General features: G+C 64.0%; 23 protein-coding genes. 13 read left to right on the plus strand and 10 right to left on the minus strand.

Going from position 1 to position 25597, the window contains the following annotated elements; translation table 11 throughout:
• Positions 1 to 105: 105 nt before the first annotated feature.
• From ACOZ9V_RS14245 to ACOZ9V_RS14265, 5 genes are all read right to left on the minus strand, one after another.
• On the minus strand, positions 106 to 1170 hold the full coding sequence (locus ACOZ9V_RS14245; protein ID WP_181272511.1) for a hypothetical protein: 1065 nt from the start codon (positions 1168 to 1170) through the stop codon (positions 106 to 108).
• Positions 1171 to 1470: 300 nt separating this feature from the next.
• Positions 1471 to 2343 carry a 16S rRNA (cytidine(1402)-2'-O)-methyltransferase gene (gene rsmI, locus ACOZ9V_RS14250; RefSeq protein WP_434595407.1) on the minus strand — a complete coding sequence of 291 codons (873 nt, stop codon included), beginning with the start codon at positions 2341 to 2343 and terminating at the stop codon, positions 1471 to 1473.
• Positions 2344 to 2510: 167 nt separating this feature from the next.
• Positions 2511 to 2945: a DUF4190 domain-containing protein gene (locus tag ACOZ9V_RS14255; RefSeq protein ID WP_139468379.1), complete on the minus strand. Its 435-nt coding sequence runs from the start codon at positions 2943 to 2945 to the stop codon at positions 2511 to 2513.
• A gap of 178 nt (positions 2946 to 3123) precedes the next feature.
• Positions 3124 to 3579: a DUF4190 domain-containing protein gene (locus ACOZ9V_RS14260; protein WP_434591060.1), complete on the minus strand. Its 456-nt coding sequence runs from the start codon at positions 3577 to 3579 to the stop codon at positions 3124 to 3126.
• A 321-nt stretch (positions 3580 to 3900) separates the two neighbouring features.
• Positions 3901 to 4581 (minus strand): DUF4190 domain-containing protein, encoded by a 681-nt coding sequence (locus ACOZ9V_RS14265; protein ID WP_434591063.1) that lies wholly within the window; start codon positions 4579 to 4581, stop codon positions 3901 to 3903.
• Between the two features lie 314 nt (positions 4582 to 4895).
• Between ACOZ9V_RS14265 and ACOZ9V_RS14270 the strand changes: the two genes are divergently transcribed.
• From ACOZ9V_RS14270 to ACOZ9V_RS14300, 7 genes are all read left to right on the plus strand, one after another.
• Positions 4896 to 6779 (plus strand): dolichyl-phosphate-mannose--protein mannosyltransferase, encoded by a 1884-nt coding sequence (locus ACOZ9V_RS14270; RefSeq protein ID WP_434591066.1) that lies wholly within the window; start codon positions 4896 to 4898, stop codon positions 6777 to 6779.
• A 430-nt stretch (positions 6780 to 7209) separates the two neighbouring features.
• Positions 7210 to 8664, plus strand: a complete 1455-nt coding sequence (locus tag ACOZ9V_RS14275; RefSeq protein ID WP_434591069.1) for a cytidylyltransferase domain-containing protein — start codon at positions 7210 to 7212, stop codon at positions 8662 to 8664.
• Positions 8661 to 9548 (plus strand): N-acetylneuraminate synthase family protein, encoded by an 888-nt coding sequence (locus ACOZ9V_RS14280; RefSeq protein ID WP_434591072.1) that lies wholly within the window; start codon positions 8661 to 8663, stop codon positions 9546 to 9548. Before ACOZ9V_RS14275 ends, ACOZ9V_RS14280 begins: the two co-directional genes overlap by 4 nt.
• Positions 9549 to 9662: 114 nt before the next feature.
• Positions 9663 to 10658 carry a glycosyltransferase family 2 protein gene (locus tag ACOZ9V_RS14285; protein WP_062243296.1) on the plus strand — a complete coding sequence of 332 codons (996 nt, stop codon included), beginning with the start codon at positions 9663 to 9665 and terminating at the stop codon, positions 10656 to 10658.
• Positions 10655 to 12115 carry a polysialyltransferase family glycosyltransferase gene (locus ACOZ9V_RS14290; RefSeq protein ID WP_434591076.1) on the plus strand — a complete coding sequence of 487 codons (1461 nt, stop codon included), beginning with the start codon at positions 10655 to 10657 and terminating at the stop codon, positions 12113 to 12115. The genes ACOZ9V_RS14285 and ACOZ9V_RS14290 overlap by 4 nt, the downstream gene beginning before the upstream one ends.
• A complete protein-coding gene (locus ACOZ9V_RS14295; RefSeq protein WP_062243292.1) occupies positions 12112 to 13113 on the plus strand; it encodes a hypothetical protein in 1002 nt (333 codons plus the stop codon). The genes ACOZ9V_RS14290 and ACOZ9V_RS14295 overlap by 4 nt, the downstream gene beginning before the upstream one ends.
• A complete protein-coding gene (locus tag ACOZ9V_RS14300; RefSeq protein WP_434591079.1) occupies positions 13100 to 14542 on the plus strand; it encodes a DUF6716 putative glycosyltransferase in 1443 nt (480 codons plus the stop codon). The genes ACOZ9V_RS14295 and ACOZ9V_RS14300 overlap by 14 nt, the downstream gene beginning before the upstream one ends.
• A gap of 267 nt (positions 14543 to 14809) precedes the next feature.
• Here ACOZ9V_RS14300 and ACOZ9V_RS14305 read toward each other — a convergent pair whose 3' ends face one another.
• From ACOZ9V_RS14305 to ACOZ9V_RS14315, 3 genes are read right to left on the minus strand one after another with little or no spacing between them, the layout of a single operon-like run.
• Entirely contained in the window at positions 14810 to 15322 is a 513-nt protein-coding gene (locus tag ACOZ9V_RS14305; protein WP_434591081.1) for a GtrA family protein, read from the minus strand.
• Between the two features lie 13 nt (positions 15323 to 15335).
• Entirely contained in the window at positions 15336 to 16859 is a 1524-nt protein-coding gene (locus ACOZ9V_RS14310; protein ID WP_434591084.1) for a hypothetical protein, read from the minus strand.
• Complete coding sequence (locus ACOZ9V_RS14315; RefSeq protein WP_434591087.1) at positions 16856 to 17926, minus strand: glycosyltransferase; 1071 nt, start codon at positions 17924 to 17926, stop codon at positions 16856 to 16858. The genes ACOZ9V_RS14310 and ACOZ9V_RS14315 overlap by 4 nt, the downstream gene beginning before the upstream one ends.
• 407 nt (positions 17927 to 18333) lie before the next feature.
• On the opposite strand from ACOZ9V_RS14315, the gene ACOZ9V_RS14320 reads away from it, so the two are divergent.
• From ACOZ9V_RS14320 to ACOZ9V_RS14330, 3 genes are all read left to right on the plus strand, one after another.
• Positions 18334 to 19302 carry a methionine ABC transporter ATP-binding protein gene (locus ACOZ9V_RS14320; RefSeq protein WP_434591090.1) on the plus strand — a complete coding sequence of 323 codons (969 nt, stop codon included), beginning with the start codon at positions 18334 to 18336 and terminating at the stop codon, positions 19300 to 19302.
• Positions 19302 to 19976 (plus strand): methionine ABC transporter permease, encoded by a 675-nt coding sequence (locus tag ACOZ9V_RS14325; protein ID WP_434591092.1) that lies wholly within the window; start codon positions 19302 to 19304, stop codon positions 19974 to 19976. The genes ACOZ9V_RS14320 and ACOZ9V_RS14325 overlap by 1 nt, the downstream gene beginning before the upstream one ends.
• Positions 19977 to 20041: 65 nt before the next feature.
• Positions 20042 to 20878 (plus strand): MetQ/NlpA family ABC transporter substrate-binding protein, encoded by an 837-nt coding sequence (locus tag ACOZ9V_RS14330; RefSeq protein WP_181272500.1) that lies wholly within the window; start codon positions 20042 to 20044, stop codon positions 20876 to 20878.
• Positions 20879 to 20977: 99 nt separating this feature from the next.
• Here the strand turns inward: ACOZ9V_RS14330 and ACOZ9V_RS14335 are convergent, their stop codons facing one another.
• Positions 20978 to 21877, minus strand: coding sequence for a serine hydrolase (locus tag ACOZ9V_RS14335; RefSeq protein ID WP_181272533.1), 900 nt, complete (start codon positions 21875 to 21877; stop codon positions 20978 to 20980).
• The gene (locus ACOZ9V_RS14340; RefSeq protein WP_181272534.1) at positions 21874 to 22869 is read right to left on the minus strand and encodes a LysR family transcriptional regulator; all 996 of its coding nucleotides are present in this window, start codon (positions 22867 to 22869) and stop codon (positions 21874 to 21876) included. Before ACOZ9V_RS14340 ends, ACOZ9V_RS14335 begins: the two co-directional genes overlap by 4 nt.
• Before the next feature lie 176 nt (positions 22870 to 23045).
• On the opposite strand from ACOZ9V_RS14340, the gene bla reads away from it, so the two are divergent.
• The 3 genes from bla (at position 23046) to ACOZ9V_RS14355 (ending at position 25482) form a co-directional block, all read left to right on the plus strand.
• Positions 23046 to 23975 (plus strand): class A beta-lactamase, encoded by a 930-nt coding sequence (bla, locus tag ACOZ9V_RS14345; protein WP_172170712.1) that lies wholly within the window; start codon positions 23046 to 23048, stop codon positions 23973 to 23975.
• 177 nt (positions 23976 to 24152) lie between these two features.
• Positions 24153 to 24935: an NAD(P)-binding domain-containing protein gene (locus tag ACOZ9V_RS14350; RefSeq protein ID WP_181272536.1), complete on the plus strand. Its 783-nt coding sequence runs from the start codon at positions 24153 to 24155 to the stop codon at positions 24933 to 24935.
• A 79-nt stretch (positions 24936 to 25014) separates the two neighbouring features.
• On the plus strand, positions 25015 to 25482 hold the full coding sequence (locus tag ACOZ9V_RS14355) for an SRPBCC family protein (protein ID WP_434591098.1): 468 nt from the start codon (positions 25015 to 25017) through the stop codon (positions 25480 to 25482).
• The last annotated feature ends 115 nt before the right edge of the window (positions 25483 to 25597 follow it).

Genomic DNA, 25597 nt, shown 5'->3' on the forward strand with positions numbered 1-25597 from the left:
TTGCCGAGGATTCGCGAATAGCCCAATTTGCGGTGAGTAGCCCACGTTTGAAGATGGGCGGCTCACCTCGGACTGGGCTGAAACAGTTCGCACCTGGACACCAGCTCACAGAACCAGCGGTTTTCCACATCGACGACGTAGTTCAGGTGCCTGTAAGAAGAGCTTCTGTCCGAAGGTCTTCGGGTCCAGAACTTCATTGAATTTGAAGCGCACGATCTTATAGCCCATCGCCAGCAGACGATTGTGCTGTCGGCTCTCCTTGTTCATGACGTCGAAGCCGCCGTCGACGTACTTCTGCGTCCCATCGACGTAGAGTGCGACTCTATCGTCACGGAACAGGAAGTCGAGTCTCGTGAGAAGTCGCCTGCCATCGGCAATATCCACCTGTTGCACGAAGTCGTGCAGACCCAGAAGATGCAGATTGAAGGCGGCTCTGCTCTCCAAATAGCTTTCGGACAACGGTGATGCGAGTGAGACCAGTCTCGCAGCCACCTTTGCGCCCCGTGCCAGGCGGTCAATGGGCGCTGCGAACAGAGCTGCGACTGCACCCGGAACCTCGTCCAGCAGGTGTGCCGGATACCCGAGCCTGAAGATCAGATCCTCGTCGTCGCCGAGAAGATGCCATCTGACCACCTGTTCCATCGCGGCAAACGCCGCAGCGCTGCCGAGTTCGGCCCGCAGATCCAAGGCAGTTCGAGCCGGAGTAGTGACGCGAAGCCCTTCCGCCTCGGAGACGTCTTCAGCTGCGATTGTTCTGCGTCGCCTGATCAGCTCGGGTGACTTGGTGCTTGATATGGGATGGAACACCGACACTGGTTCGTCCGGCTCGTCGAACATACCGATTCTGTGCAGCCGGGCCGCCGAAATCCCGAACACGATGTCTCCTGCGCGGTAGTGGGGATAGTGGAGGACTTGCAGACGCTTCAGATTCGCCTCGTATCTGCGTTGCTGGGACCGCTCTTTGTCGCGTCCTTCCTCGTGATACGTCATCCAATCCGAGTCTGTGGCGAAGGGAGAAAGGTATCGGTGGGCACGGACTTCACAACGACTGACGACTGTATAGACTCCACGAGAGAGCTTTCGCAGACAGCAGCCCAAAGCGCTGCGGATGTCTGCCGATGAGGCTCCAGCATTGCGAAGGTCCGTGAAATACACGACGTTGTTCTTCATGCCGGCACACTGCCGAAATCCGCATTGATTCAGCAATGCTCAATCCTGTTGCTGTGGAATCAGCTTCGGCGTCCACACGGTGACAGCGCCTCAGTAAAGAGTCAATCAACAGGCGTCAGCGTTCGAGTCGAGTCGTCGACCGGCTTCACAGCGGCTCGTGCCTTTCGCACCAGGCTCGTTTGGGGAGTATCTCAACCGCGCTGATGGCCCAGTTTTGGGTGGATAGCCCACTTTCTGCCATGGGCTATCCACCCGAAACTGGGCTGCCGGCTATCCACAGCCGATTGCGCACGAGTCGTGTCACTCGCGGTGGAGCCAGGCCTCGTAGACGTCGCGCTTGGATAGGCCGAACTTCTTCGCCACCTGGCCGGCCGCGTCCTTGGCACGCACTCCGGAGTCGACCAAAGCGCTGACCTCACCAAGGTGGTCCTCCGGAGCCGTTTCGACCTCGGTGGCACCGGCGAGCACGAGGGTCAGTTCCCCTCGCAGACCCTCGGCGGCCCGATCGCGCAGTGAACCGACGGTTCCGCGCAGAGTCTCCTCGTAGGTCTTCGTCAGCTCGCGGCTGATGGCCATAGGCCGGTCGACGCCGATGATCTCGGCGAAGTCGTCCATCGCATCGGCGATGCGGTGTGGGCTTTCGAAGAAGACCATCGTGCGCTTCTCGGCCTTGAGTTCGGTCAGCAGGGTCTTGCGCTGCCCGGACTTGCGCGGCAGGAACCCTTCGAAGCTGAACCGGTCGCTCGGCAGTCCCGAGACCGCGAGCGCCATGAGCACCGCGGACGGCCCCGGTGTCGACGTGATCGGAAGTCCCGCCTCGGCGCAGGCCTTGACCACGCGGTAGCCGGGGTCGGAGACGGCGGGCATCCCCGCGTCGGAGAGCAGAACCACGGTCTCACCAGCGGCGATGATATCGACGAGTTCGGGAGCGCGGTGGCCCTCGTTGTGGTCGAAGACGCTGATGACACGCTTCGTGTGCGTGAGGTTGAGTCGCTGCGCGAGCGACAGGAACCGCCGCGTGTCCTCGGCGGCGATGACATCGGCAGTTTCGATGGCCTCCCGCATCCGCGGGCTCGCATCGCCGAGGTTGCCGATCGGAGTCCCGACCAGGATCAGTCGACCGCCGGTGAGGTTCGGACCGATACTTGGCCCGGCGTCATCGGTCAGGTCGATGTCGTCGGACGGCGCCGCCTCGGTGGGGCTGTCGTCGGCTCTGTGGCCGGCCGCCTCGGCGGAGTTGTCGTCGGCTCCGTGGACGGCCGCCTCGGTGGAGTTGTCGTCGTCACCGATTCCACGATCCGCATCGACGCCCTGGTCGGAGGACGCGAAGGAGTCTGAACTCAACTGGTCGAACCCGCGCCGACCATTGCCGCGCCGAAGATGAGGACGAACACCCCGACGTAGAGGACCCAGAAGAGGATCCAGAGGATGGTGCCGATGTAACCGACCCACAGGGCCGCGATGGCCATGCCGTCCCCGCGTTCTCCGCGTTCGCGGATCTGCTTGCGGGCGATGTGGCCCATGATGATGCCGGCGATGCCGCCGATGAAGACGGACGAGATGACGCCGAAGATCGAGGCGCACATACCGACGATGGCCAGCACGTTCGTCGGTGGCAGCTGCTGGTACACGTAGCCGGGTCCGCCGGCGTACTGCGCATTGGCCGTGTAGGCGCTGTTCTGACTGTACGACTGGGCACCGTACGAGCCGCCCGCGTTCGATTGGGGCTGCTGGTAGTACATGTCCGGGTTGTTCCAGTTGTTCTGGCTGCTCATAGCGAAGTCTCCTTGTGGTTGCCTTCAACGGTACAGAGTCGTCGGTGGCGGCAAAAGGCGGGGCGGTTACAGGTCAATCACAGTTGGCGGGGCGGGACGTTGGTGCGGGCGTATGTGTCGGACGTTGAGGCCGTGCGCCAGGTCGTTTGCCGGGGCAGACTTCCCGGAATCCCGGTCCTCAGCTGACGGTTGCGTTTCCAGCGGTGATCGAGGCGCCGATGACGAGCGCGATGACGCCGAAGTAGAGCAGCCAGAACACGATCCAGAAGATCACGCTGAGGTACCCCAGCCACAGCCCGGCCACGGCCATTCCATTGCCGCGCTCTCCGCGGGCCTTGATCTGCGAACGGGCGATGTGGCCGAAGATGATGCCGACGACGCCGAGGAAGAAGAACGATGAGATGAACGAGATGAGGCCGAGCACCAGCGCGACGATCGACGAGGAATTCGTCGGCGCCACCTGCTGGTAGACGACGACCGGTGCTCGGTTTCCGTACGTCACGGGGGCCTGGACCAGGGCATGAGGGTGGGCCGGAGTATGAACCGGTGCGGGCGTGTGGACTGCGACGGAGGCGTGGACCGAACTCTTCGATCCGGTGTAGGTGTTCCCGAGAGGCAGTACGCGAGTGTTCATGTCCGTTCCGTTCCGCTGGCTGTCGTTGATCTTTGAATCTGCTCGGGGCCGTCCTCGACGGGTGTCCCGATGTCTGAGATCAACGCTACCTACGTGCAGCGAGCGCGGCGGCCGAATCGTGTTGCAGTCCTGCACCACAGGTTGCAGGTTCCCCTCGCCGAGGCGGCCCGACCGGCCCGTACCCGCGTGGCCTTGGGGCGCACGCAAGGCCCCGGGCAGGCGAAGTCGGGGACGTGCAGAGCGGCCCGACCGCCGAATCGAGCGTGACCTCGGCACCCGTCCGAAGTCATCCGGAGCAGCGCCGAGGTCACGCGGGGCGGCTCAGTAGCTGCTCATCATGCCCAAGAAGCCGATGCCCAGGATGCCGATCATGACGATCGCCATGATGAGCCCCAGGGCGATGGTCACGTATCCGATGATGAGCCCGGCGATCGCCTGTCCGCGGCCTTCTTCGCCTGTGCGCTTGATCTGGCCGAGGCCGATGTGGCCGAAGATGACGGCGAGCACCGGTGCGATCCACAGGAACATCGCGATGATGCTGAAGATGATGCCGATGACCGGGATCATCGACAGCAGGCCGCAGACGAATCCGCCGCCGATACCGGCGATGCCCATCCACATCGACCACACGGCCATCTTGTTGGGTGCGGGCCGGACGAAGACCGGCTGCGCGCCGTAGGTCATCGGCTGGCTGTACGCGCCCGACTGGCTGTAGGCATCGTAGGCGTTCGGCTGGCTGTACGCACTTGGCTGGCTGTATCCGCCTGACTGTCCGTACGCGTTCTGCTGACCGTAGGCGCCGGACTGTCCATGGGAGTTCTGCTGCCCATACGGCTGTCCCTGCGAATACTGTCCGGCACCGGACCCATACTGTCCGTCACCGGATCCGTACTGACCCGACTGTCCCTGTCCGTACTGCGGCTGGGAACCATAGTTGTTGTTGAACTGCTGCGAGCCGACCTGGGGAGGATCGCTCGGGCGGTAGTTGGGGTTGTTCGACACGTTGTGCACCATTCGCTCTGACTCCGGCTGTCTCCCACTACTCTAGTGATGCACGGTGGCGAATGCCCAAGAATCCTGCTCAAGGTGCCGAACCTCATGCCGGTCTCCCCCTCCCGACCTACGCCAGCCACACCCGGCACGCCCTCACTCCCCCACCTCGTCGGCCCCACCCGGCACACCCTCACTCCCCGACCTACGCCCGCCCGACACTCCCCTTCGCCCTCACCCCGCCGGCCCCATCACTCCCAATGCCCCGCCCTTCCCTGCGGGTCGCATGAGAGCCCTGCCCGCCGAGATCTCTAAACTGGACTCCGATGACACACACCGCAGACTCCCCGGCCCCCACCAGGCGCATCGCCCGCGAGCGCCTGGCGAGGAAACGCGAAAAGGTGCGTTCCGGCGCCGCAGCGATGCGCCGCGAAACCTTTCACGCCGGCATGTGGGCCACCCGAGCACCGCTGTGGATGTGGCCGGCCCTGCTCGTCATCACCGGAATCGGTGCGGCCCTGCGACTCTTCCGCCTCGACTTCCCACACCGCCTGATCTTCGACGAGACCTACTACGTCAAGGACGGCTATTCGGTCTTCAACTTCGGCTACGAACGCTCCTGGCCCGAGAACGCCGACGATTCCTTCAACGCCGGCGATCCCAGCGTCATCGAGCCCACCCCCGAATACGTCGTCCACCCGCCGCTGGGCAAATGGCTCATCGGGTGGGGCATCGACCTCTTCGGCGCCGACGATTCGTTCGGCTGGCGCTTCACCGTGGCGATCATCGGCACCCTGACGATCTTCCTCCTCGGCGTCATCGCCTGGAAGCTCTTCCGTTCGGCGTTCTTCGCCTGCATCGCCGCCGGCCTGCTCGCCATCGACGGCGAGCACTTCGTCCACTCCCGCACGAGCCTGCTCGACATCGTGCTCATGGCCTTCGTCCTCCTCGCCTTCTTCTTCATCCTCCTCGACCGCGAGCAGGTGACGAAGCGTCTGGCCGCTTGGACCCAGTGCACCGCGGAGATCGATAGCTCCGTTCCGTCCCGCACACTGCAGAATCCAGATCCCCTCCCCGAGGCGGCCGCTTCCTCCCCATCCGACCCCGATGAGGTCCCCCGAACCTTCCCGACCGAACTCAGCGAGTCGATCACCTCCGCCGCCCCACTCCCCGAGGCGGCCCCGCCCACCGCGGAAGCCCGACGTCGGCGTCGGACGAAGTCCAGGGACGTGATCAACTTCGGGCCCCGCCTCGGCGCGCGGCCTTGGATCTTCGCTGCGGGGATCAGTCTCGGCCTGGCTACGGGGGTGAAATGGTCGGGTCTGTATGCGCTGGCGGCGTTCGGGATTCTGATCGTCCTGTGGGATGTGCATTCGCGGTATCGGGCCGGGGTCGTGCATCCGTGGCTGGGCATGTTCATCCGCGACAGCATTCCCTCGTTCTTCAAGCTCGTGCCGATCGCGCTCGTGACCTATGTGGCGTGCTGGACCGGGTGGATCCGTTCGGATGACGCGTGGGACCGACAGTGGGCTGCGGAGAATTTCGGCTGGTGGCGTGCGTTGCCGCAGTGGTTGGATTGGCTGCCGTCGCTGGCGCACTATCACTACACGGCGTACTCGTTCCATGTCGGGCTGGACTCGGAGCATCCGTACATGTCGAACCCGTGGGGTTGGATCGTGCAGTGGCGGCCGACGTCGTTCTACTACGAGTCCTACGACCGGGGCGATATGGGGTGCACGGTCGCGAAGTGCTCCTCGGCGATCACCTCGGTGGGCAACCCTGTGATCTGGGGCTTGGCCGCTTTGGCTGTGCTCGTCTGCCTCATCGTGTGGATCATCCGCCGGGACGTCCGCCCCGCCGTCATCCTCGCCGGGCTGGCAGCGACCTGGCTGCCATGGTTCGCTTACCAGGAGCGGACGATCTTCACCTTCTACACCATCGTCATGGTGCCCTTCGTCGTGCTGGCCGTGACGTTCTGTCTGACCCTCGTCTGGGGTCGGGCGCCTGTTGGCGGGCGAGACTCGTCGGGGCCGTCGGCGAAGCAGCGTTTCGCGCGGATCTCCGCGGCGCTGTTCGCCAGGCGACTGAGCGTCGGGCTCATCCTCGTCGCAGCGGTCCTCGCCTTCGCCTACTTCTGGCCCGTCTACACCGGTGAGGTCATCCCGTTCTCGGCCTGGAACAACCGCATGTGGAACATCACCTGGCGCTGATCGGCTGACGTTGGCGTGCACCCACGCACCGCACTGGCTCCGTCGAATCACCCCACCGGCAGCTTCGGGCCGCGCGTCATCGACTTTTGTCCCATTCGTCATCGACTTTTGATCAGATACTCATGTTCGAACCGGATTATTCGTCCAAAAGTCGATGAAGCGATGCACAGGCCTACCCAAAAGTCGATGAGGCTCCCACCGGCTCTGCCTACTCAGCACCCACCGCCCGCGGGCACAGGGGCCGGCTTGAACGTCGCCGCATGGCCCCGCCCGCGGCCCACCGGCACATCCGTCACGGGTTCGCCATCGAAGGGTCGCCTCGGCGACATGGCGTGTTCACCTTGAGGTAACACCCCGTCGTTAGCGTCGAATCATTGTGAATGACCAATCGACGACCTACGAGCCCAACGCAACCGAGTTTCAGTCGGAAATGAAGCCGGATGCGCGCACCACCGCGGCCGCGAACCAGGCGGCAGAAAGCACCACCGCATCAACCAGCACCACCTCCCCCACTCCCCACCGCACCGTCGCGATCATCCCCGCGCGCGGAGGATCCAAGGGCATCCCGCTGAAGAACCTGCAGAAGGTCGCCGGAATCTCCCTGCTTGCCCGCGCCATCAATGCCGCCCAGGCCAGCCCCAGCATCGACCGCGTGATCGTCTCGACCGACCACGACGGAATCGCAGCCGAAGCCCTGCGCGCTGGCGCCGAGGTGGCCCACCGCCCCGCCGAGATAGCCGGCGACACCGCCACCAGCGAATCCGCTCTCATCCACACACTGTCGACCCTCGATGAGGACTTCGACATCACCGTGTTCATGCAGTGCACCTCCCCCTTCATCGACTCCGCCTCGATCGAGAACGCGGTGCGCACGGTCCGTGACGACAACGCCGATGTCGTCTTCTCCGCCGTCGAAGACCATTCCTTCCTGTGGCGCCTCGACGACGACACCCAGGCCGTGGCCGTCGGGCACGAAGCCAGCTTCCGGCCGCGCCGCCAGGACCGCGCCAAGCACTTCAACGAAACCGGCGCGTTCTACGTCATGCGCACCTCCGGCCTCATCGAGCACGAGCACCGCTTCTTCGGCCGCATCGGCATCGAAGAGGTCCCGCCCGAGCACGCCCGCGAGATCGACGACATGTCCGACCTCACCCTCGTCCGCGCCATCGCCTCGACGCAGGAGACCGCGCAGGTCATCGACGTCGACGCCCTCGTCACCGACTTCGACGGCGTCCACACCGACGACGGCGCCTACGTCGACGAGGACGGAAACGAACAGGTCCGCGTCCACCGCGGCGACGGCATGGGAATCTCCCGACTCGTGAAGTCCGGCGTGCCCGTGATGATCCTGTCGAAGGAACGCAACCCCGTCGTGACCCGCCGTGCGGAGAAGCTGCGCGTCGACGTCGCCCAGGGCATCGACAACAAGGCCAGCATCCTCGACGCATGGATCACCGCCAACGACCTCGACCCGGCCCGCGTCGCCTACGTCGGCAACGACATCAACGACCTCGAGGCCTTCGACGTCGTCGGTTGGCCCATCGCCGTCGCCGACGCCCACCCGCGCGTCCTCGCCGCCGCCCGCGTCATCCTCGACAGGCCAGGCGGACGGGGTGCGGTGCGTGAGGTCTGCGACCTCATTCCCATCCCCGCCGAGGCGGCCGAACCCCTTCCGAATCCGACCCTGACCTCACTGCGGTCGCCCACCGGACACCCATCGACCTTGGCAGGGCACCAGTCAGGACGCCCGGCCGGCCACCAGCCGGCGGCCCTGTCCGGCCACGCGTCCGCCTTCCCCGACCAGCAACCGTCCGTCCCGCGGCACCAGCCGCAGTTCACCAACCGCGCGGAGATTTCGCGTGCCAACCGAAAGCAGGTTTCATGACTGATCAACTCGCCCCCGTGGCCATCGGAGAGCACCTCGTCGGCCCGAACCAGCCCGTGTACATGATCGGTGAGATCGGCATCAACCACAACGGCGACGTCGACATCGCCAAGCAGCTCATGGATGTCGCCGTCACCGCCGGTGCGCAGGCAGTGAAGTTCCAGAAGCGCAACCCCGAGGTGGCCGTTCCCGAACACCAGAAGTCGAAGATGCGCTCGACCCCGTGGGGCGAGATGACCTACATCGACTACAAGCACCGCGTCGAGTTCGGCATTGACGAATACTCCGAGATCGACCGCTACGCCAAGGAAGTCGGACTCCAGTGGTTCGCGTCCCCATGGGACACCGACTCCGTCGACTTCCTCGAGAACGAATTCGATGCGCTCACCTACAAGGTGGCCTCGGCCTCGCTGACGGACTTCGAGCTGCTGCGCGCGATCGCCGCCACCGGCAAGCCCGTCCTGTGCTCCTCGGGCATGTCCGATTGGGAGACTCTGGACAAGGCCGTCGAGGTCTTCGACCGCGACAAGCTCGTGCTCATGCACGCCACCTCGACCTACCCGCTGCCGCCCGAAGAAGTCAACCTCAAGGCCATCCCGGCCATTCGCGAACGCTACGGTGTTCCCGTCGGCTACTCCGGCCACGAGCTCGGCCTCGAGATCTCGTTCGCCGCAGCCGCACTGGGTGCTGTGACCATCGAACGCCACATCACCCTCGACTCCTCCATGTGGGGATCCGACCAGTCCGCGTCGATGGAACCGCGCGAATTCGCCTCCCTCGTCAAGGGCGTCCGCGTCCTCGAAACCGCATTCGGCGACGGAGTCAAGCGCGTCATGCCGGGCGAGGAATCGAAGATCGATTCCCTGCGCAAGGTCACGGCCTGAGCAATCGGCTGAGCCACCTCGGCGAGGATTTTCTGCGCCGAGGTGGCTCTTCCATGTCCGATCCACTGATCTTCTGGTGGACCAACCCATGACCGCAATCTTCGGAGAAGGCCCGTGACTGATTTCGACCTGAGCATCATCATTCCCGCAAAAGATGGTGCCCCCTACCTGAGCACGCTGTTCCGTTCGCTGAGGCAGCAGGGCCCCGTATGGGACCGCACTCAGCTGATCTTCGTCAATGACGGATCAAGTGATGAGACGCCGGAGCTGCTCGATGAGTTCAGCACTTGGTTCCCTCATTTCGAGGTCCTCACCAACCCGGAGGCGACGGGACTTGCCAATGCCCGAAACAAGGGCCTGGCATCTGCCCGGGGAGAGCACATCATCTTCCTCGATGGGGACGACTGGTTGGCCCCGGGGCATCTGTCCTCGATGCTTGCCGCAGCACATAGGCTCGGAGTCGATTTCATCCGCTGTGACCATACGACGGTCGAGGGGACCAAGCGGGTGCGCAAACTCGCGCCGATGTCGGTCCGAGACGTGCCATTGGATCCCAAGGTGGGGATCCTGCCCGTCTACGAATCGACGATGGTCGACTATCCGTTCGCCTGGGCCGGCATCTTCCACCGGCGAGTGCTCGAACAGGGGATCCTCCATTTCCCGGAGAACTTCATGACTGCCGAAGACCGGTCCTGGATCTGGCGACTGCACCTGCAGGCCGAGTCCTTCGCCGTCGTCGATGCTCCAGGGATCCTTTATCGAAGAGGGATGGCGGGCTCTCTGTCGCGCATCGTCGACATTCGACAGCTGGATTTCATCCGCGCATTCGGACAGATCTTCGATCTCGTCGCTGCCGAGCCGGACGCCGACCGACTGTGGCCGAAGGCGATCCGCAACTGGTTGGCAATCCTCGATCATCAGATCAATCGTTTCGCAGCGTCGCCGGCGTCCCTGCGAAACCAGTTGCGAAGGGGTGCACGAACGATTTCGGCGAAGATTCCGCCAGAGTATCTGCGTGAGGAATTCGTTCTGCAGAAACAGGGACGACAGCTCAACGTCAGCAGCTACCTCAATGACGCACCTTCGTTAATGCTGGAGATGGTGAAGTGAAACAGATCTTCCTGGCCTCGACCCTGTTCGAACTCGTCTGCTTGGCGGCAGGAATCGATGGCGGTGACTACGACCGGCCGGCGGCTCCGGCGCTGATGGGAACCGATGGATTCGCGCCCGAGGACACCCCGGCTCCGACCGAACGGATCCTTCTGGTCAGCAACAACGCCGTGGTCATGGAGCTCTCGGAATCCTTCGTCGATTCGCCGGGAGCCGCCTCGTTGATCGCCCGGTTCGATCGGGTCGTCAACCTCAATGAGGCGCTCGCGCCTCTGCACGTCCATCCTTCGTCATGGCGGCCCGATCATACGGATCTGCCGGTCGTGGAATCGTATCTGCGTGGCCGGTGGGGGTTGGACGAAACCGACGAGATCGAGCTCGTAATCGAATCACCCCAGGTCAACCCGGCCATTGCGCTTGGCCGAGTGTTCTCCCGCGCGACAATCAGGGTACATGCCGACGGACTGATGAGCTTCGGCCCGACCCGCAATCAGATTCCGCTGACGAACGGTCAGCGCATGTCCGTGCTGCATTATTTGCCACTGGTGCCGGGAATCTCGCCGAAGCTGCTCCGCGAGTTCGGTATCGTCCACCGCCCACTGGGTGTCGAGTCGTTCACCGGTGTGGTGCGCGAGCTCGGCGAGCATTCGGCCGAAGCGCTGGAGGACGAGCTGGGAGGGGTTCTCAGCGCCGCGCCGTCGAGCAATCGTCCGTGGGCACTGGTTGTCGGCCAGTATCTGTCGGCGCTCGGACTCATCACTTCTGAGGAAGAGACGCAGCTGCACATCGACATGATCGAGGCCGCCGCTGCGCGCGGAATGGAAGTCGTCGTGTTCAAACCGCACCCGGCCGCTCCTCCCTCGCAGACAGGACCACTGTTCGAGGCGGCACAGAGACTCGGGATCACTCTGCAGCTTTTCGACCTGCCCGTCATGGCCGAGGTCATCATCGATCGTCTGGCTCCCGACCTCATCGTCGGCGGGTTCTCCACCGCACTGATGACTGCTCGCCAGATCTATCAGGTACCTGCCCTGGCTGTGGGTACGGATCTGCTGCTCGAAGCCATCGCTCCTTATCAGAACAGCAATCGCATCCCATTGACGATCATCTCCGAGATCTGCGACGGCAGCGCCCCGGACAAGACCGACGCGCATCCGCAGCTGGGGCGTCTGCTCGCAGCCGTCTCTTACTGCATGGCACCGACGCTGTCGCACGATCTGCGTGACGCGGCAACAGACTTCCTCACAGAGGTCTTCGAGGTCAGCACAGGCCGCGGCGAGTCAGCCGACCGATTCAGTCGCTATTTCAAACGCCGACGCCTCACCGCGCTCGCTCTGCCGGGCAGCACGTCGAAGGCGTTTGTTCCGAAGCGGATGATCAAACGATCGGGAACGCTCGTGATCAAAGCGGTGGCAAGAAAACAACAACGCATCATGAAACGGATCCAACAGCGGTGACACCGAAGAAGAAGCGCCGGAGCGCCGTCGCTTTCGTCGAATCCCCACTGCAGTTCCTTTCGGCGCTCGAATCACATGAGCCGACGGAGGATCTGCTCATTCGGGCCCGGGCAAGCGCGAAAGGCATGACGTCCTTCCTCGATGCCTTCGATCCGGCCTGGTTGCCGAAGAATGTCCGCCTCGAGCGAGATGGGGCGAAACCGGGAGTGTTGCGGAAGACGAACTTCGACCGGATCTACCTCGGCGATGCCTGCTCCGGTCAGGTGCACAGAGCCTTGGCGCTGGCATACCTGGAACGTCGTCTGCCGGAGGTCGTCATTCTCGATGACGGTCTGGCCACGTACTCTGCGATCGAGATCCTCACCGCCAAGCGCGGTCCCCTCGTCCGTCCCCGGCAGAAGCTCAAAGCTTCGCGCACGGTCATGGCCGCTCACGTCGCCGACCGGCTTCGCCACCTCGCCACTGTGGGCAAGCTGCGCTGGCACACGGCGCTGCCGGTAGCGAAACCGCTGCGCAAGGCTTTCCTCAAATCAGGCGGTGAGATCACTCGCCACCGGTTCGAACATCTCCAGACTCTGCCCACCGGCGGCAGCCACCCCCGGGACAATCCGGTCATCGGTTCGTCCCTGGCCGCCGACGGTCTCATCGATGCCTTTGCCTACCGGGCGTGGGTCGATGACATCATCGACACTCACGGATCGATCACCTACTATCCGCACCGCCGTGAGACCGAGGAATTCCTCGCCGATCTCGCCCAGGACGAACGCGTGAGGATCAAGCATCTCGGCCTGCCCATCGAGCTGCGGCTGATCAACCTGCCGCCGGACTCGACGATCCGCAGCCTGCCGTCGACAGCGGCGGTGTCCCTGGCCGTACTCAATCCGGATGTGACCATCGATGTCACCGAGATCCCCGCGAAGTGGTGGACCGGCGCCTCACCCGATAGTCTGCGAAAGTCCCTCAACGCCCAGTCAGTCAAGGCAGATGACGATTCCTGAACCAGGCGATCCCCACTACAGCGGGCCGATCATGCCGCCGCCCCTCTCCGACGCCCCGCCTCGGCCCTCGCATCTGACCGAGCGCACTCGCGCGGACGGTCAGTCGTCGCAGTCGAACTTCCCGGACGGTCCTGTGCTCCCGCCTCGGCGATCGGCCGGGCTTGCGCCCATCCGCATCCTCTCGATTTCCGACAGTGAGTCCTATCTCAAGTGGGCGACCCAGCTGCTGTCGTCCCTGCCCGACGTGGAGGGACGCGTGTTCCTCGTCGACAATCCGATTCTGCCGACAGATGAGCAGATCGCCAGCGCCGTCGCCGGCACCGACTGGGAACACCGAGAGGTCCCCGTCATCGCGCGGGCCGACCTCGCGCAGGTCATCGCAGATCACTCCCCCGATATCGTCCTCGGTGCCGCCACCGGCCCGATCGTCGCCCAGGTCTTCCTCACCGCGCACACCCGCGCTGAACGTCCGGCCCTGATCTCAGGGCTACCCGGAATGGGCCTGCCTGCCAGCGGCAAGGGGATGAATTATCGCCGTCTGATGGATGCGTTCATCGCCCATTCCTCCGCCGAGGTTGCCGCTTACACCGAGGCGAGTGCCCGGTCACGGGTGCCCTGCGAAGTTCTGTTGGCGCGCCTGCCGATGCTGCGTTCGGAGGGCATTCCGCAGCTCGCGGCACCTGCGGAACTCCTCGCCGAGGCGACCCCACCATCCGACGCCACCGCGCCGTCCTCGGCGGGTGCCGCACGAACCGGTGCCCCTGCGGCCCCACGGACTCTGCTCTTCGCCCCGCAGGCGAAGGTTCCTGCCGAGCGAGCCGACCGTGAGGCGATCATCGCGGCACTGGCCGAGTTCGCCGACCGGCACCCGGATTCGACGGCGGTCGTCAAGATGCGGTCGCGTCCCGGTGAGTTCGAAACCCATCACGAACAGCATTCCTACTTCGAGATCCTCGACGACTTCCGCACCCGCCGGGTGCCTGGAGCGGACCGCATCGAGCTCGGATATGGTCCCCTCAGCGACTTCCTCACCGACGACTCGGCACTGGTCACTGTGTCCTCGACTGCGGCACTCGAATCCATCGATCGGGGCATTCCGACCCTGCTCATCTCGGACTTCGGCTTCAACGCCGAGCTGCTCAACGAGGTCTTCGCAGACTCCGGTGCCACCGGCACATTGGCCGAAGTCGCCGCCGGATCAATCGGATTCCCTGACCCGGAATGGCTGACCGAAAACTACTTCCACGCGCAAGACGGACAGCTGCGCCGAGATCTGGGGCTGTTGGCCACCCGAGCACGGGCCGGTCAACTGCCGAACCGTCGGTCGGCACTGCTCAAGCAGAAGCGGATGCTCATCAGGGCCGAACTGCGCACCGTCACTCCGGCCCCCGTCGTCAGCGCCTACCGCAAGCTGCGCCGCACCCGCTGACGGCCAACCCCTGGCGCCCCGAGAATAGGTCACCAACGGACATTCGGGTCCAAACATGGGTCAGCATCGGATACTTTTGGCGCCCGAGACAATCCGATGCTGACCTCGATCTTTGACCAGCGGCGAGCAGTTGCGCATCGGGGTCCCCAAGTGGTCCAAATGGTCACATAAAACTCCGGTAGGCGTGACCATTTGTCCCACCCAAGCGGAGGTGTGAGGAGGCGGGCAGGCGCACAAGCGGGGGTGTGAAGAGGCGGCCGGTGGCGCTCAGCCCCGGTCGTCGGGGACCCGGCTCGATTCCTCCATGGGAACGACCACCTCGGTATCGGGGGCCTGGTCCTTGAACACCCAGGTGCGGTAGGCGTAGAAGCGGAAGATCATCGCCAGTCCGATGCCGATGACATTCGTCGAGATGTTGTAGGTGAGCTGGTCGCGCATATTGAGCAGGTACCAGGTCACACCGAGCGGGATGACGGTGATGATCATGCCGACGAGGTTGACCGCGACGAACAGGACGATGCCGCGCATGTTCGAGTTCGTGGTCCGGTCGCCGTAGGTCCAGAGCTTATTGCCCATCCACACGACGATCATCGACAGAATAGTCGAGATGATCTTCGACTTGATCGGACTGCCCTCGAGGAGGGCGGGGATCGGACCGAACCCGTAGGCCAGAAGGTTCGACAGGCCGACGTCGACGATATAGCCGAGTCCGCCGACGGTGAGGAACTTGAAGGCTTCCACCGCCAGGCGCCGGAGACGGTCCGAGAATGACTCTTTCATAACTGCACTCAGTCTATGGCCCGATGTTTCGGACTCGCTGGATGCGGTGCTGGGCGAGCCAGAGGACGAACGCGAAGGTGACGGCGAGCGCCGGCCAAAACGTGTACCGGAAATGGTTCGCCGGCACGATCGGGAAGTACCCGAAGATGTAGCACAGCGCCGAGGCGGCCAGGACCGTGATCTCGGGCCAGAAGGACCGCGGCCGGTGGGCAGACGCGTTCAGTTCGCGACGGGTGCGGCTGTGCGATCGGTACCCGAGACCGAGCAGCAGAACGGCGACGAGGGCCCAGAACCAGGGCTTGAAGAGCATCGGGAAAGTTCCCAGCGCGAAGTCCTCGACATACGGCCGGACAATGTAGTCAGCCTTTGCGCTCCCTGCGGGCAAGCGTGCCTTCTGCGCATCACCATCCCAGTCGGCCTCCCAGTATTCAAGCTTCGAGGTGAAGAAGTAGGAGGAGTAGACCGATATCCGATATTCGATGTAGCTGACCGGATGAGTGACGACTTCGTTCAACCACAGCGACTTCAGCTCATCCTGGTAGGCAATGGGACTGAATGCCTTCCCAGTCGTGCCTCTGCCGTAGCAGTTCCAGTAGGCGTCCCAGATCTCGCCTCTCTTCAGGCATTTGTCGCGCGCAGAACTGATGTGGTCTTTGAGCGCTCTGGGTGCGTCAGACGACTGCAGTCGAGATTCCGGCACGGAGAACATCACGTCGTCGAGGAAGATCTGTGAGATCTGGCCGGTCTTCGTCACTCCCATCTGCGAGTCGATGACCGCGTCGGTGACTTTGACGCCTCCGCTGATGAGTCCGAGCACGATCAGCGACGAAACCGCCGTCAGCAGAAAAGGGCGTCCTTTCTTCGCGGAGTCTGCTGTCGGCTCTGAAGTCTCCGGTGACGCGGAGTCTGCAGACGTGGCAGAGTCTCCAGGTCCCCCTCGACGATGGCGCCACAGATGCACCAGGCACCACCCGCCGTACACGGCGATCGGGACGACCGCGAACACCGCATTCTTGCGCACCCCCACCGCGTAGACGAGGAGGGCCAGCGCCGGAAGCCACAGCAGCCATGTCTTCGGGACCAAGCGGGTGATCATGATGAGGACGACGGCGAGCAGGATGGCCACGGCCATCTGCGAATCCTTCCACAGCGTCGTCATCTGGGAGACGACCCAGGGCGCGACCATGATGGTCGGACCCAAGAGCGACACCCACCTCGGCGCCCCAGATCGGTGGACGAGCACCCCGATCCCCCACGCGGCCGCGGCCAGCAGGCCGACCTGCAGCAGGAGCAGACTGCCCGGGTCTCCGGTGATGTCGATGAGGATTCTCCACACCGCGCTCATCACCGGCGCATGCCAATCGGAGTACGGGATCTTTCCGGTTGCCTGCAAGTACTGATTGGCGATATCGACGTTGACCCGGCCGGGCCAGAACAGGCGCAGGAAGATAAACGACCATGCGACGGTGAAGAGAGCAAGCAGCAGGTCCCATGCCAGCGGGGACGTCAGCCACCTGCGAATAGCAGAACGACTCATGAAGCGAAGCGTGCCCGCACCTGCCGGTTCGGCTTCATCCGTGCTGCGTCGGCAAAGATCTCTGCCTCCGGGGCTGAAAACTCTCGGTCCGCGGGAGCAGTCTGCTGCGGCGTCTGACGCTGCGTGACGGGTCGACCGGTCACCGCGGGCAAGCTGAGATAGACCAGGCGGGAAGTCTCGCGGCGAGCCCTGCGCAGACCGTCCAAGGTCAGGCCGACGCTGCCGAGCAGGAACGCCAGCCCCATGAGCGCGGTGGCAAGAATCGCAGTCGGGAACCTCGGCACGAGCCCGGTCTGCCAGAACTCCCACACCACGGGCAGACCGAAGACCAGCGACAGGGCGGCGAGCACGACCGTCAGCGTGCCGTAGAACAGGCGGGGTCGTTCGTGGCGGACGAGAGCGGAGATGAGCCCGAGGATGCGGAACCCGTCCTTGAAGGTCGAGAGTTTCGACTCGCTTCCGTCGGGTCGGTCACGGAAGTCGACGGCCACCTCGGTGGTGGGAAGGCGCAGCGACATCGTGTGCACGGTCAGCTCGGTCTCGATCTCGAACCGGCGGCTGATCGCGGGGAACGACTTGACGAAACGGCGGGAGAAGACGCGGTAGCCCGAGAGCATATCGGACACCTGCGAACCGAAGAGCCACCCGGTCAGCCGGTTGAACATCTTGTTCCCGGCTTCGTGGCCGGGACGGTAGGACGTGGTCTCCTGATTGTCCTGGCGAACACCGAGCACGTGGTCGTAAGGGCCGGAGATCAGGGTGTCGATCATCTCGGGCAGGTGGGCCGCCTCGTAGGTATCGTCGCCGTCGATCATCACGTAGATATCGGCATCGATGTCGGCGAAGGCGCGGCGGACGACATTGCCCTTGCCGGGGACGTTCTCCTTGCGCACGATGGCACCGGCTTCGGCAGCGCGCTGCGAGGTGCGATCGCTCGAGCAGTTGTCATAGACGTAGACCGTGATGTCCGGGACGGCGGCCTTGAGGTCGCCGACGACCTTGGCGACGGTGATCTCCTCGTTGTGGCAGGGAACGATCGCCGCGATCCTGCTCGATTCTTCGTACATTCACCGGTCCCGTCGTGGAGCTCGTCCGCCCGCCGGGTACACCGGGCAAGCGAACCTGTCGATCAACCACAGGTACGCCCCGGACATGGACATCGGGTTACGTCGGAGGAAAATGCTGCTGGATTCTGCCCCGATTTCGACCGCCGTTCACCGTCTCGTCATCTCTGCCGCCGAGGCGGTCGGGATCAGTTGACACCGAAGAGAGCAACAACACCCTTCCCCGCCGCAGTGAGTTCTTCGTCACGATGAGCCGCCAATGCGTCCTTTTATGACATCTCATGACGCCGCCGAGGCGATTCCTTGTCATCCTGAATCGTCGGCCCTACTGGACCGTAGACCGGCCCATCCCCAAATCTCTGCCGTCCACCACCGTGCGCGGCATTCGTCAACCACACGAGGAGGCGCCTGTGATCGAACTGCGCGCACTGCGGAAGGTGTTCGGAGAGACCGTCGCCCTGGAGGAGATCGACCTCTCGGTCCCCGCCGGAGAGATCCACGGCATCGTCGGCCGCTCCGGCGCCGGCAAGTCCACGCTCATCCGCTGCCTGACGGGGCTCGAGTCCCCCACCTCCGGGACGGTGTCGATCAACGGCGTCGACCTCACGAACCAGTCCGGTGCCGGACTGCGCGAGGCCCGTCGCAGCATCGGCATGGTCTTCCAGCACGTCAACCTCCTCGACTCGAGCACCGCGCTGAAGAACGTGGCCCACCCGCTCAAGATCGCCGGCGTGCCGAAGGCCGAACGCCTGGCCAAGGCCCGTGAGCTCCTCGAATTCGTCGGCCTCGGCGACCGCGTCGACAACTATCCGGCTCAGCTCTCGGGAGGACAGAAGCAGCGCGTCGGCATCGCCCGAGCACTGGCCGCAGAGCCGAAGGTGCTGCTGTGCGATGAGCCCACCTCGGCGCTGGATTCGACGACGACGGATCAGATCCTCAGCCTCATCCGCTCGCTGCGCGACCGTCTGGGCATCACCGTCCTCATCATCACCCACGAGATGTCCGTCATCCGCGAGATCTGCGACTCGGTGACGCTGCTCGCCGACGGGCGCGTGGCCAAGACCGGGAAACTCGCCGAGGTCATCGCCGAGCCCGGATCGGTCCTGGCCAAGGATCTCGTCCCTCTGCCTCCGGTCAGCCTCGACGACGGGGCGAGCCACCTCGTCGAGGTGTCCCTGGCCGGCACCGATCTGCCCACCGTGCTCACCGCTGCACGGAATGCCGGAGCGAGCGCCGAGGCGATCCTCGCCGGAGCCGTGGAGACGATCGAAGGCCGCCAGATCGGTCGGCTGCGCTTCTCCGTCGACTCGGCCGAACAGGCGAAAGAGCTGATCAGCGCACTGAAGGCCGATGGAATCTATGCGGAGGAGGCTGCCTGATGAACGATCCCACATGGTTCGACAACCCGGCGATCACCGATCAGATGTGGCCGGCCACCATCGAGACTCTGCTCATGACGGCCTGGTCGACCGGACTCGCCGTCCTCTTCGGACTGCCCTTGGGCATCTGGCTGTTCACCGCGTCGAAGGGCGGGCTGAGCTCGAACCCGGTCGTCTACCGGGTGCTGTCCTTCATCGTCGACATCACGCGCTCGATCCCCTTCATCATCCTCATCATCGCCCTCATCCCCTTCGCCCGATTCGTCGTCGGCTCGGCGCTGGGCTGGCAGGCGACCGTGGTGTCACTGACGATCGGCGCGATCCCCTTCTATGCCCGTCTGGTCGAGAACTCGCTGCGCGAGGTCTCCGAAGGCAAAATCGAAGCCGCACTGATGATGGGCGCCTCGAACGGCCAGGTGATCCGTCAGGTCTACGTTCCCGAGGCTCTGCCCGGTCTCATCGGAGCAGCCACGGTCACCTCGGTGACGCTGGTGTCCTATACCGCGATGGCCGGTGCCGTGGGCGGCGGCGGTCTGGGTGCGCTGGCGATCTCCTACGGCTATCAGCGCTACCAGGCGGACACGATGATCGCCTGCATCATCGTCCTCGTCCTCATCGTCACGATCATCCAGTTCATCGGCGATCGGCTGGCCCGCGCGGTCGACCACCGGTGAGCCGCCTCGGCGACTCCCACCTCAACTGCACTCTTCACCACACGACACACATCTCAAGGAGAACCATGAAGACCAAGCTCATTGCGATCGCGACCAGCGCGACTCTGCTGCTCTCGGGCTGCGGACTCGTCGGCGGCGGCACCGATTCCGTCGGTGAGAAGGACGGCGACATCACGAAGCTCACCGTGGGTGCGACCCCGGTGCCGCAGGGCGACATCCTGCGCTACGTGGATGAGAACCTCGCCGAGGATGCCGGCCTCGACATCGAGGTCACCGAGTACACGGACTACACCCTGCCGAACAAGGCGCTCAACGACGGCGACATCGACGCGAACTACTTCCAGCACAAGCCGTACCTCGATTCCGAGGTCGAGGGCCAGGGTTACGAGATCACCGGGTTCAAGCCCATCAACCTCGAGCCCTTCGCGCTGTTCTCGAAGGACATCAAGGACGTCAAGGACATCCCGAAGAACGCGAAGATCGGCATCAACAACGATCCGTCGAACCAGGGTCGCGCGCTGAAGATGCTCGAAGACGCGAAGCTCATCACCCTCAAGGACGGCGTGGACGCGGTCGACGCGAAGCTCTCCGACGTCGAGGACAACCCGAAGAACGTGAATTTCGTCGAGGCCGACGCCGCGCAGCTGGCACGCACCCTCGAAGACGTCGATGCTTCGGTCATCAACGGCAACAATGCCCTGGAGGCCGGACTGAGCCCGGCCAAGGACGGCATCCTGCTGGAGAAGGCCGAGGACAACCCCTACGGCAACTTCCTCGCAGTGCGCACGCAGAACAAGGACGACGAGAACATCAAGAAGCTCGACGAGCTGCTCCACTCCCCCGAGGTGAAGAAGTTCATCGAGAAGAAGTGGGCCGACGGCTCCGTCCTCCCCTCCTTCTGAATTACTACCTGACGGCGGCTCAGCAACCTCGCGCGAGGTTGCTGAGCCGCCGTCAGGTAGTTCTGGGCGGGAAAGAGTGTCTGCGGACCGACGTTCCCCTCACCTCAGCAGATCGTGAAGGGCACGGGCAGCGGCACCGAGAGCAGCCTCCGCGGCGGGCTGAACCGAAGCGGGATTGCTCGATTCGCTGAGCACGACGATGGCGATCGCCTGACCGTCGGCGTGGTCGACGACACCGATCTCGTGCCTGAGATGGAGCAAGGTGCCCGTCTTCGACGACCACCGAGCCGAATCGGACATCAGGTCGGGCGCAAGTCGGTGGCGAACGACGTTCCCGGACATCAGCTCCCGCAGCCGGGCGGCGACGCCGAGGTCGAGCCTCGCGGGGCGCCAGACCTCGGCGAGAAGGCCCATCAGCCCGCGAGCCGTGGCGGAGTTGGCGCGGGAGACGTCGAGCTGCCATATCCGATGCCCGTCGCCCTGGGACGATCGAATCTGTGCGAGGTCGTAGGCCAGGTGCGCTTCGGCTCTGTCGAGGCTCTCCAACGGTGTCATCGTCAGCGCATCGAGCCGGTGGCGGATATCGATGGTCCGCAGCCCGAGAGCATCGAGATCCCTTTGCACCTCGGCTGCAGGAACAAGGTCAAGCAGTGCATCGGCAGCAGTGTTGTCGCTGAAGCACACGGCCAAGGTGAGCAGATCCTCGACCGCGATCCGCGCCGGGTGCCGAAAGCGTGCAGCACTTGTCGGACTCGCAGATTCGGCAACGGCCGGTTCGACTCGGACCTGCTCGTCGGCGGCAAGGTCCCCCGCCACAATCCGATTGAGCACTGCCACTGCAATCGGCACTTTGACCAGCGACGCCAGCGGCAGCGCTCCGTCGGGTGCGAGCGCAACCTCGGCGTTCGTATCGAGATCACGGGCGATGATTCTGGCGCTCAGACCCGCCTGTTCAAGCTCTGCTCCGGCCGCCCTGATAACTCTCTTCCGTTCGATCATGGCGCTTCACCCCTCGACCGCGTGGTCCGCGGAACGGGCGTCGAGGCGGCACCGCTGGACAGCGATCGTCGCCTTCCCGACCTCGAAGGCCGCCTGTTCGCCTCGGAGGCGACCGATCCGCCGAGGCAATCAGCGACCTCCTCGGTGAAGTCGGCAAGCAGCATTATGTCCTCGTCCGCGGCGGCCGCCAATTCATAGCCCCGAGAAATCGTCGGGTCGATGAGCGGTGCCCAGGGAAGATCCAATTCTGCGGCCTCGGCCTCGCTGCACAGCAGCAGATCACCGTCACTGAGCACCGCCGCGACCGCGTCAGGGTCTGAGGTGTCCACAATGACTTGGTAGGGAAGCAGACCAGCGGTCTCGGCGGACCGTCGGACCCGGTCGCGAATGTGCGGAACGTTGTCCTCGCTCATCACTCGCAGGCGTCGACCTGCAAGTTCGAGATCATCGCCGGGGACCCGCGCCCGAGATCTCCGCAGGTCTGCGATCCGCACCGGAGCCGTCAGCGGAGAGCGATGAGCACACCCCAACGCGACAATCCAAGTGCCTTCGTCTGCGGGAACGGTCTGCACCGAAGCGCGCACTCGTCTCCCGGCGAGATCGTCGGACCGCCTTCCCGGCGGACTCGAGCGGAAGTCGACCCGAAGCCCCCGGTCCTTCATCGATGCCGCCAGCACCGCAAGATTTCGTGTCGAGCAGGAAGTCGGGACTGCCAGAGAGATGGGCCGCAACTTTGCCCGGTCTGCACCGATGAGCAGCTCGTCTGCCAGTTCGACCAGCCGCGTTGCCGGGACCAGCATGTCGCGACCGAACGGTGTGAGACTCACTCCCCGTCCGGTCCGTTCGAGGAGCCGCGCACCGAGCTGCTTCTCAAGCCCTGCGATGCGCCGACTGGCCACCGGCTGCGGGATTCCGTCGGCGGCAGCACCAAGTGTCATACTGCCGAGTTCGCTGACAGCGGTGAATGTCCGACAGGCGTCTACCAGGTCCATGACCTCATGGTATGCGCTATCGATATGAGAACGAGGGTTTCAGTCTTCGACCGCATGGCAGCAGTGGAGAAAGATGTTCAACAGCGAGCATCGCAAGCACATCGAACCCGAGACAGTGCTCGGCCCGCCGATCCACCTGAAGTCGACTCCCGTCGGGGAGAGAACGGAACGAATCGATGAACGCCCGTATCCTACAGTGCGTCGCTGCGTCGACACTGGCAGCCATGGCATTGGCCGGCTGCACTCCGAGTGAGGCTCAGCCAGACCGGTCCAATACACAGACCGAAACCTCAAACAGCCCGACTGACAACAACGACCACCAGCGACTCGAAGAGCAGCTTACGAACCTCGAAGACCGCTACGACGCGAGAGTCGGAGTCAGCGCGCTCGATACCGAGTCCGGCGAATCAGTTGACCACCGTGCAGACGAGCGCTTCGGCTTCGCTTCCTCGCTCAAGGTCTTCGCCGTCGCCGAACTCCTCGATCTCACGACGCCGAAAGAGCTTGAGAAGAACGTGACCTGGACTCAGGCCGATGTCGATGAGGCCGGATGGACACCGGTGACGGAGAAGCACGTCGACGACGGGCTGCCACTGGAAGATGTGGCCGAGAGCGCGCTGAGGGTCAGCGACAACCTGGCGATGAACATTGTGCTTGATGAGCTCGGCGGTCCCGAGGCTCTCGACGATGCCCTGGAGAAGGCCGGAGACACGACCACCGAGGTCACAGACGAAGAGCCGGAGCTCAACGACGTCGAAGAGGGCAGCACGGACAACACCACCACCCCGGCCGCATTCACCGCCGGTCTGCAGGGACTCCTCGCCCCGGACCGACTCTCGGACGATGATCGCAGGGTGCTTCTCGACTGGATGTCGGCAAATGAGACGGGCGATCCTCTCATCCGCGCCGGCGCTCCCGAAGGCTGGGTGGTCAGAGACAAATCGGGACACTCGGACGCCATTCAGAACGACATCGCAGTGGTGACACCTCCTGATCGCGAACCCATCGTCATCTCCGTGATGACAGAAACCGACGACCCCGAATCTGAGGACGGACCGGCCCTGGTCGCCGCCGTCGCCGAGGCGGTCCTCGCCGAATTCGAGTGACTCCGCCCCGCTCGAATTACTATCCGACGGCGGCGCAGATACCTCGCGCGAGGTATCTGAGCCGCCGTCGGGTTGTTTGGACGCACGGCAGCTCACCTCCCTTTCGAGGTCCCCGCACCCGGACCATTGAGTCAATGACACAATGCGAACAGGGACACGCCACTCAAGGAGGAGCACATGACACGCATCGGATTCATCGGAGTCGGAGAGATCGCCTCGGCGATGGTCGAAGGTCTTGCCGACAGCGAGGCGAAAGCCGACCTCCAGATCTTCCTCTCCCCACGCAATGCCGACCGTGCAGCGAAACTCGCTGAGTCCATCGAGTCTGCTACGGTCTGTCAGAGCAATCAGGACGTCGTCGACCGCAGCGACCTCATCGTGCTCGCGGTCCTGCCGCAGCAGACCGACGCAGTCCTGGACGATCTCGACATCCCGGCAGAGAAGACCCTGGTCAGCGCCGTCGCTGGAGTTTCGACGCCCACGCTCGGGACCCATCTTCCGCATTCCCCGACGATCGTGCGCGTCATCCCCCTGCCGGCTGTCCTCGAGCGCAAGGGAGTGACCGCAGTGTACCCGGCCAATGACGCGGTCGAAGAGCTGCTGAGCCACCTCGGCGGATCGGTGACCGCAGCCGATGAGACGATGTTCTCCACGCTCTCGACCGTGACCGCGACGATGTCGGCGCACTTCGCGTTCTTGCAGACGATCACGGCATGGCTCGTCAACCGCGGCTGGGACCAGGCGGATGCCGATCACTTCATCCGCGGTCAGTTCGTCGGTCTCGGCACCACTCTCGCCCAGACCACCGACCCCATCGACGACCTGGTCGCAGCTCACGAAACCCCGGGCGGCCTCAACGAAATGCTCAACAACGAGTGGATGAACGAGGCCAACCGCCACTCTCTGGCGATGAATCTCGACGCCGTATTCGACCGCGTCACAGGAAACGCCGGAGACTGACCTGACCGTTCAAAGTGCCTGCCCGACCACTGTTTGAGAGATCGCCCGTACGCTTCCGAAGGTCGCTAGGATCACCAGCATGACCGAGTCTCTCACCTTCGCAGATTCCATCCACATCGACGCCGACCCCATGACGGTCTACAGGACTGTTGCGGACGTGACTCGGACTGGAGAGTGGTCGCCGATCTGCCGAGAGTGCTGGTGGGACGAAGGCGATGGTCCACGAGTAGGAGCTTGGTTCACCGGGCGCAACGTCACCCCTGACCGTGAGTGGCAGACTCGCAGTCGTGTAGTCGTCGCCGACGAAGGGCGGGCTTTCGGATGGAACGTGGGACCCGGCCGAGTCAACTGGACCTACAGTATGCAGGATGCGGATGGAGGCACACTGCTCACCGAATCATGGGAGTTCCTGCCGGAGGGGCAGGAGTTCTTCGCAGAGAAGTACGGTGCACGGGCATCCGAGGAGATCGCCGCACGGACGGCGTCTGCGCAGACCGGCATTCCCGAGACTCTCGCAGCGGTCAAGCAGGTCGTCGAAGCACGCTAGGGCAGAGGCAGACGGAGCAACCACAGAACTGGCTGCCCGCCCCGACTGACCCCTATTGCTACCCGGCGGCGGCTGAGCAACCTGGCGCCAGGTTGCTGAGCCGCCGTCGGGTAGT

The sequence above is a fragment of the Brevibacterium sp. 1718 genome (assembly GCF_051131255.1).
GTDB lineage: Bacteria > Actinomycetota > Actinomycetes > Actinomycetales > Brevibacteriaceae > Brevibacterium > Brevibacterium sediminis.

Coding starts and splice junctions, on each gene's coding strand:
- ACOZ9V_RS14315 (WP_434591087.1), bottom strand. CDS start 17,926: ATGTACGAAGAATCGAGCAGGATCGCGGCGATCGTTCCCTGCCACAAC.
- ACOZ9V_RS14310 (WP_434591084.1), bottom strand. CDS start 16,859: ATGAGTCGTTCTGCTATTCGCAGGTGGCTGACGTCCCCGCTGGCATGG.
- bla (WP_172170712.1), top strand. CDS start 23,046: ATGAACGCCCGTATCCTACAGTGCGTCGCTGCGTCGACACTGGCAGCC.
- ACOZ9V_RS14270 (WP_434591066.1), top strand. CDS start 4,896: ATGACACACACCGCAGACTCCCCGGCCCCCACCAGGCGCATCGCCCGC.
- ACOZ9V_RS14280 (WP_434591072.1), top strand. CDS start 8,661: ATGACTGATCAACTCGCCCCCGTGGCCATCGGAGAGCACCTCGTCGGC.
- ACOZ9V_RS14355 (WP_434591098.1), top strand. CDS start 25,015: ATGACCGAGTCTCTCACCTTCGCAGATTCCATCCACATCGACGCCGAC.
- ACOZ9V_RS14300 (WP_434591079.1), top strand. CDS start 13,100: ATGACGATTCCTGAACCAGGCGATCCCCACTACAGCGGGCCGATCATG.
- ACOZ9V_RS14255 (WP_139468379.1), bottom strand. CDS start 2,945: ATGAGCAGCCAGAACAACTGGAACAACCCGGACATGTACTACCAGCAG.
- ACOZ9V_RS14305 (WP_434591081.1), bottom strand. CDS start 15,322: ATGAAAGAGTCATTCTCGGACCGTCTCCGGCGCCTGGCGGTGGAAGCC.
- ACOZ9V_RS14350 (WP_181272536.1), top strand. CDS start 24,153: ATGACACGCATCGGATTCATCGGAGTCGGAGAGATCGCCTCGGCGATG.
- ACOZ9V_RS14325 (WP_434591092.1), top strand. CDS start 19,302: ATGAACGATCCCACATGGTTCGACAACCCGGCGATCACCGATCAGATG.
- ACOZ9V_RS14340 (WP_181272534.1), bottom strand. CDS start 22,869: ATGGACCTGGTAGACGCCTGTCGGACATTCACCGCTGTCAGCGAACTC.
- ACOZ9V_RS14260 (WP_434591060.1), bottom strand. CDS start 3,579: ATGAACACTCGCGTACTGCCTCTCGGGAACACCTACACCGGATCGAAG.
- ACOZ9V_RS14275 (WP_434591069.1), top strand. CDS start 7,210: ATGAAGCCGGATGCGCGCACCACCGCGGCCGCGAACCAGGCGGCAGAA.
- ACOZ9V_RS14245 (WP_181272511.1), bottom strand. CDS start 1,170: ATGAAGAACAACGTCGTGTATTTCACGGACCTTCGCAATGCTGGAGCC.
- ACOZ9V_RS14335 (WP_181272533.1), bottom strand. CDS start 21,877: ATGATCGAACGGAAGAGAGTTATCAGGGCGGCCGGAGCAGAGCTTGAA.
- ACOZ9V_RS14330 (WP_181272500.1), top strand. CDS start 20,042: ATGAAGACCAAGCTCATTGCGATCGCGACCAGCGCGACTCTGCTGCTC.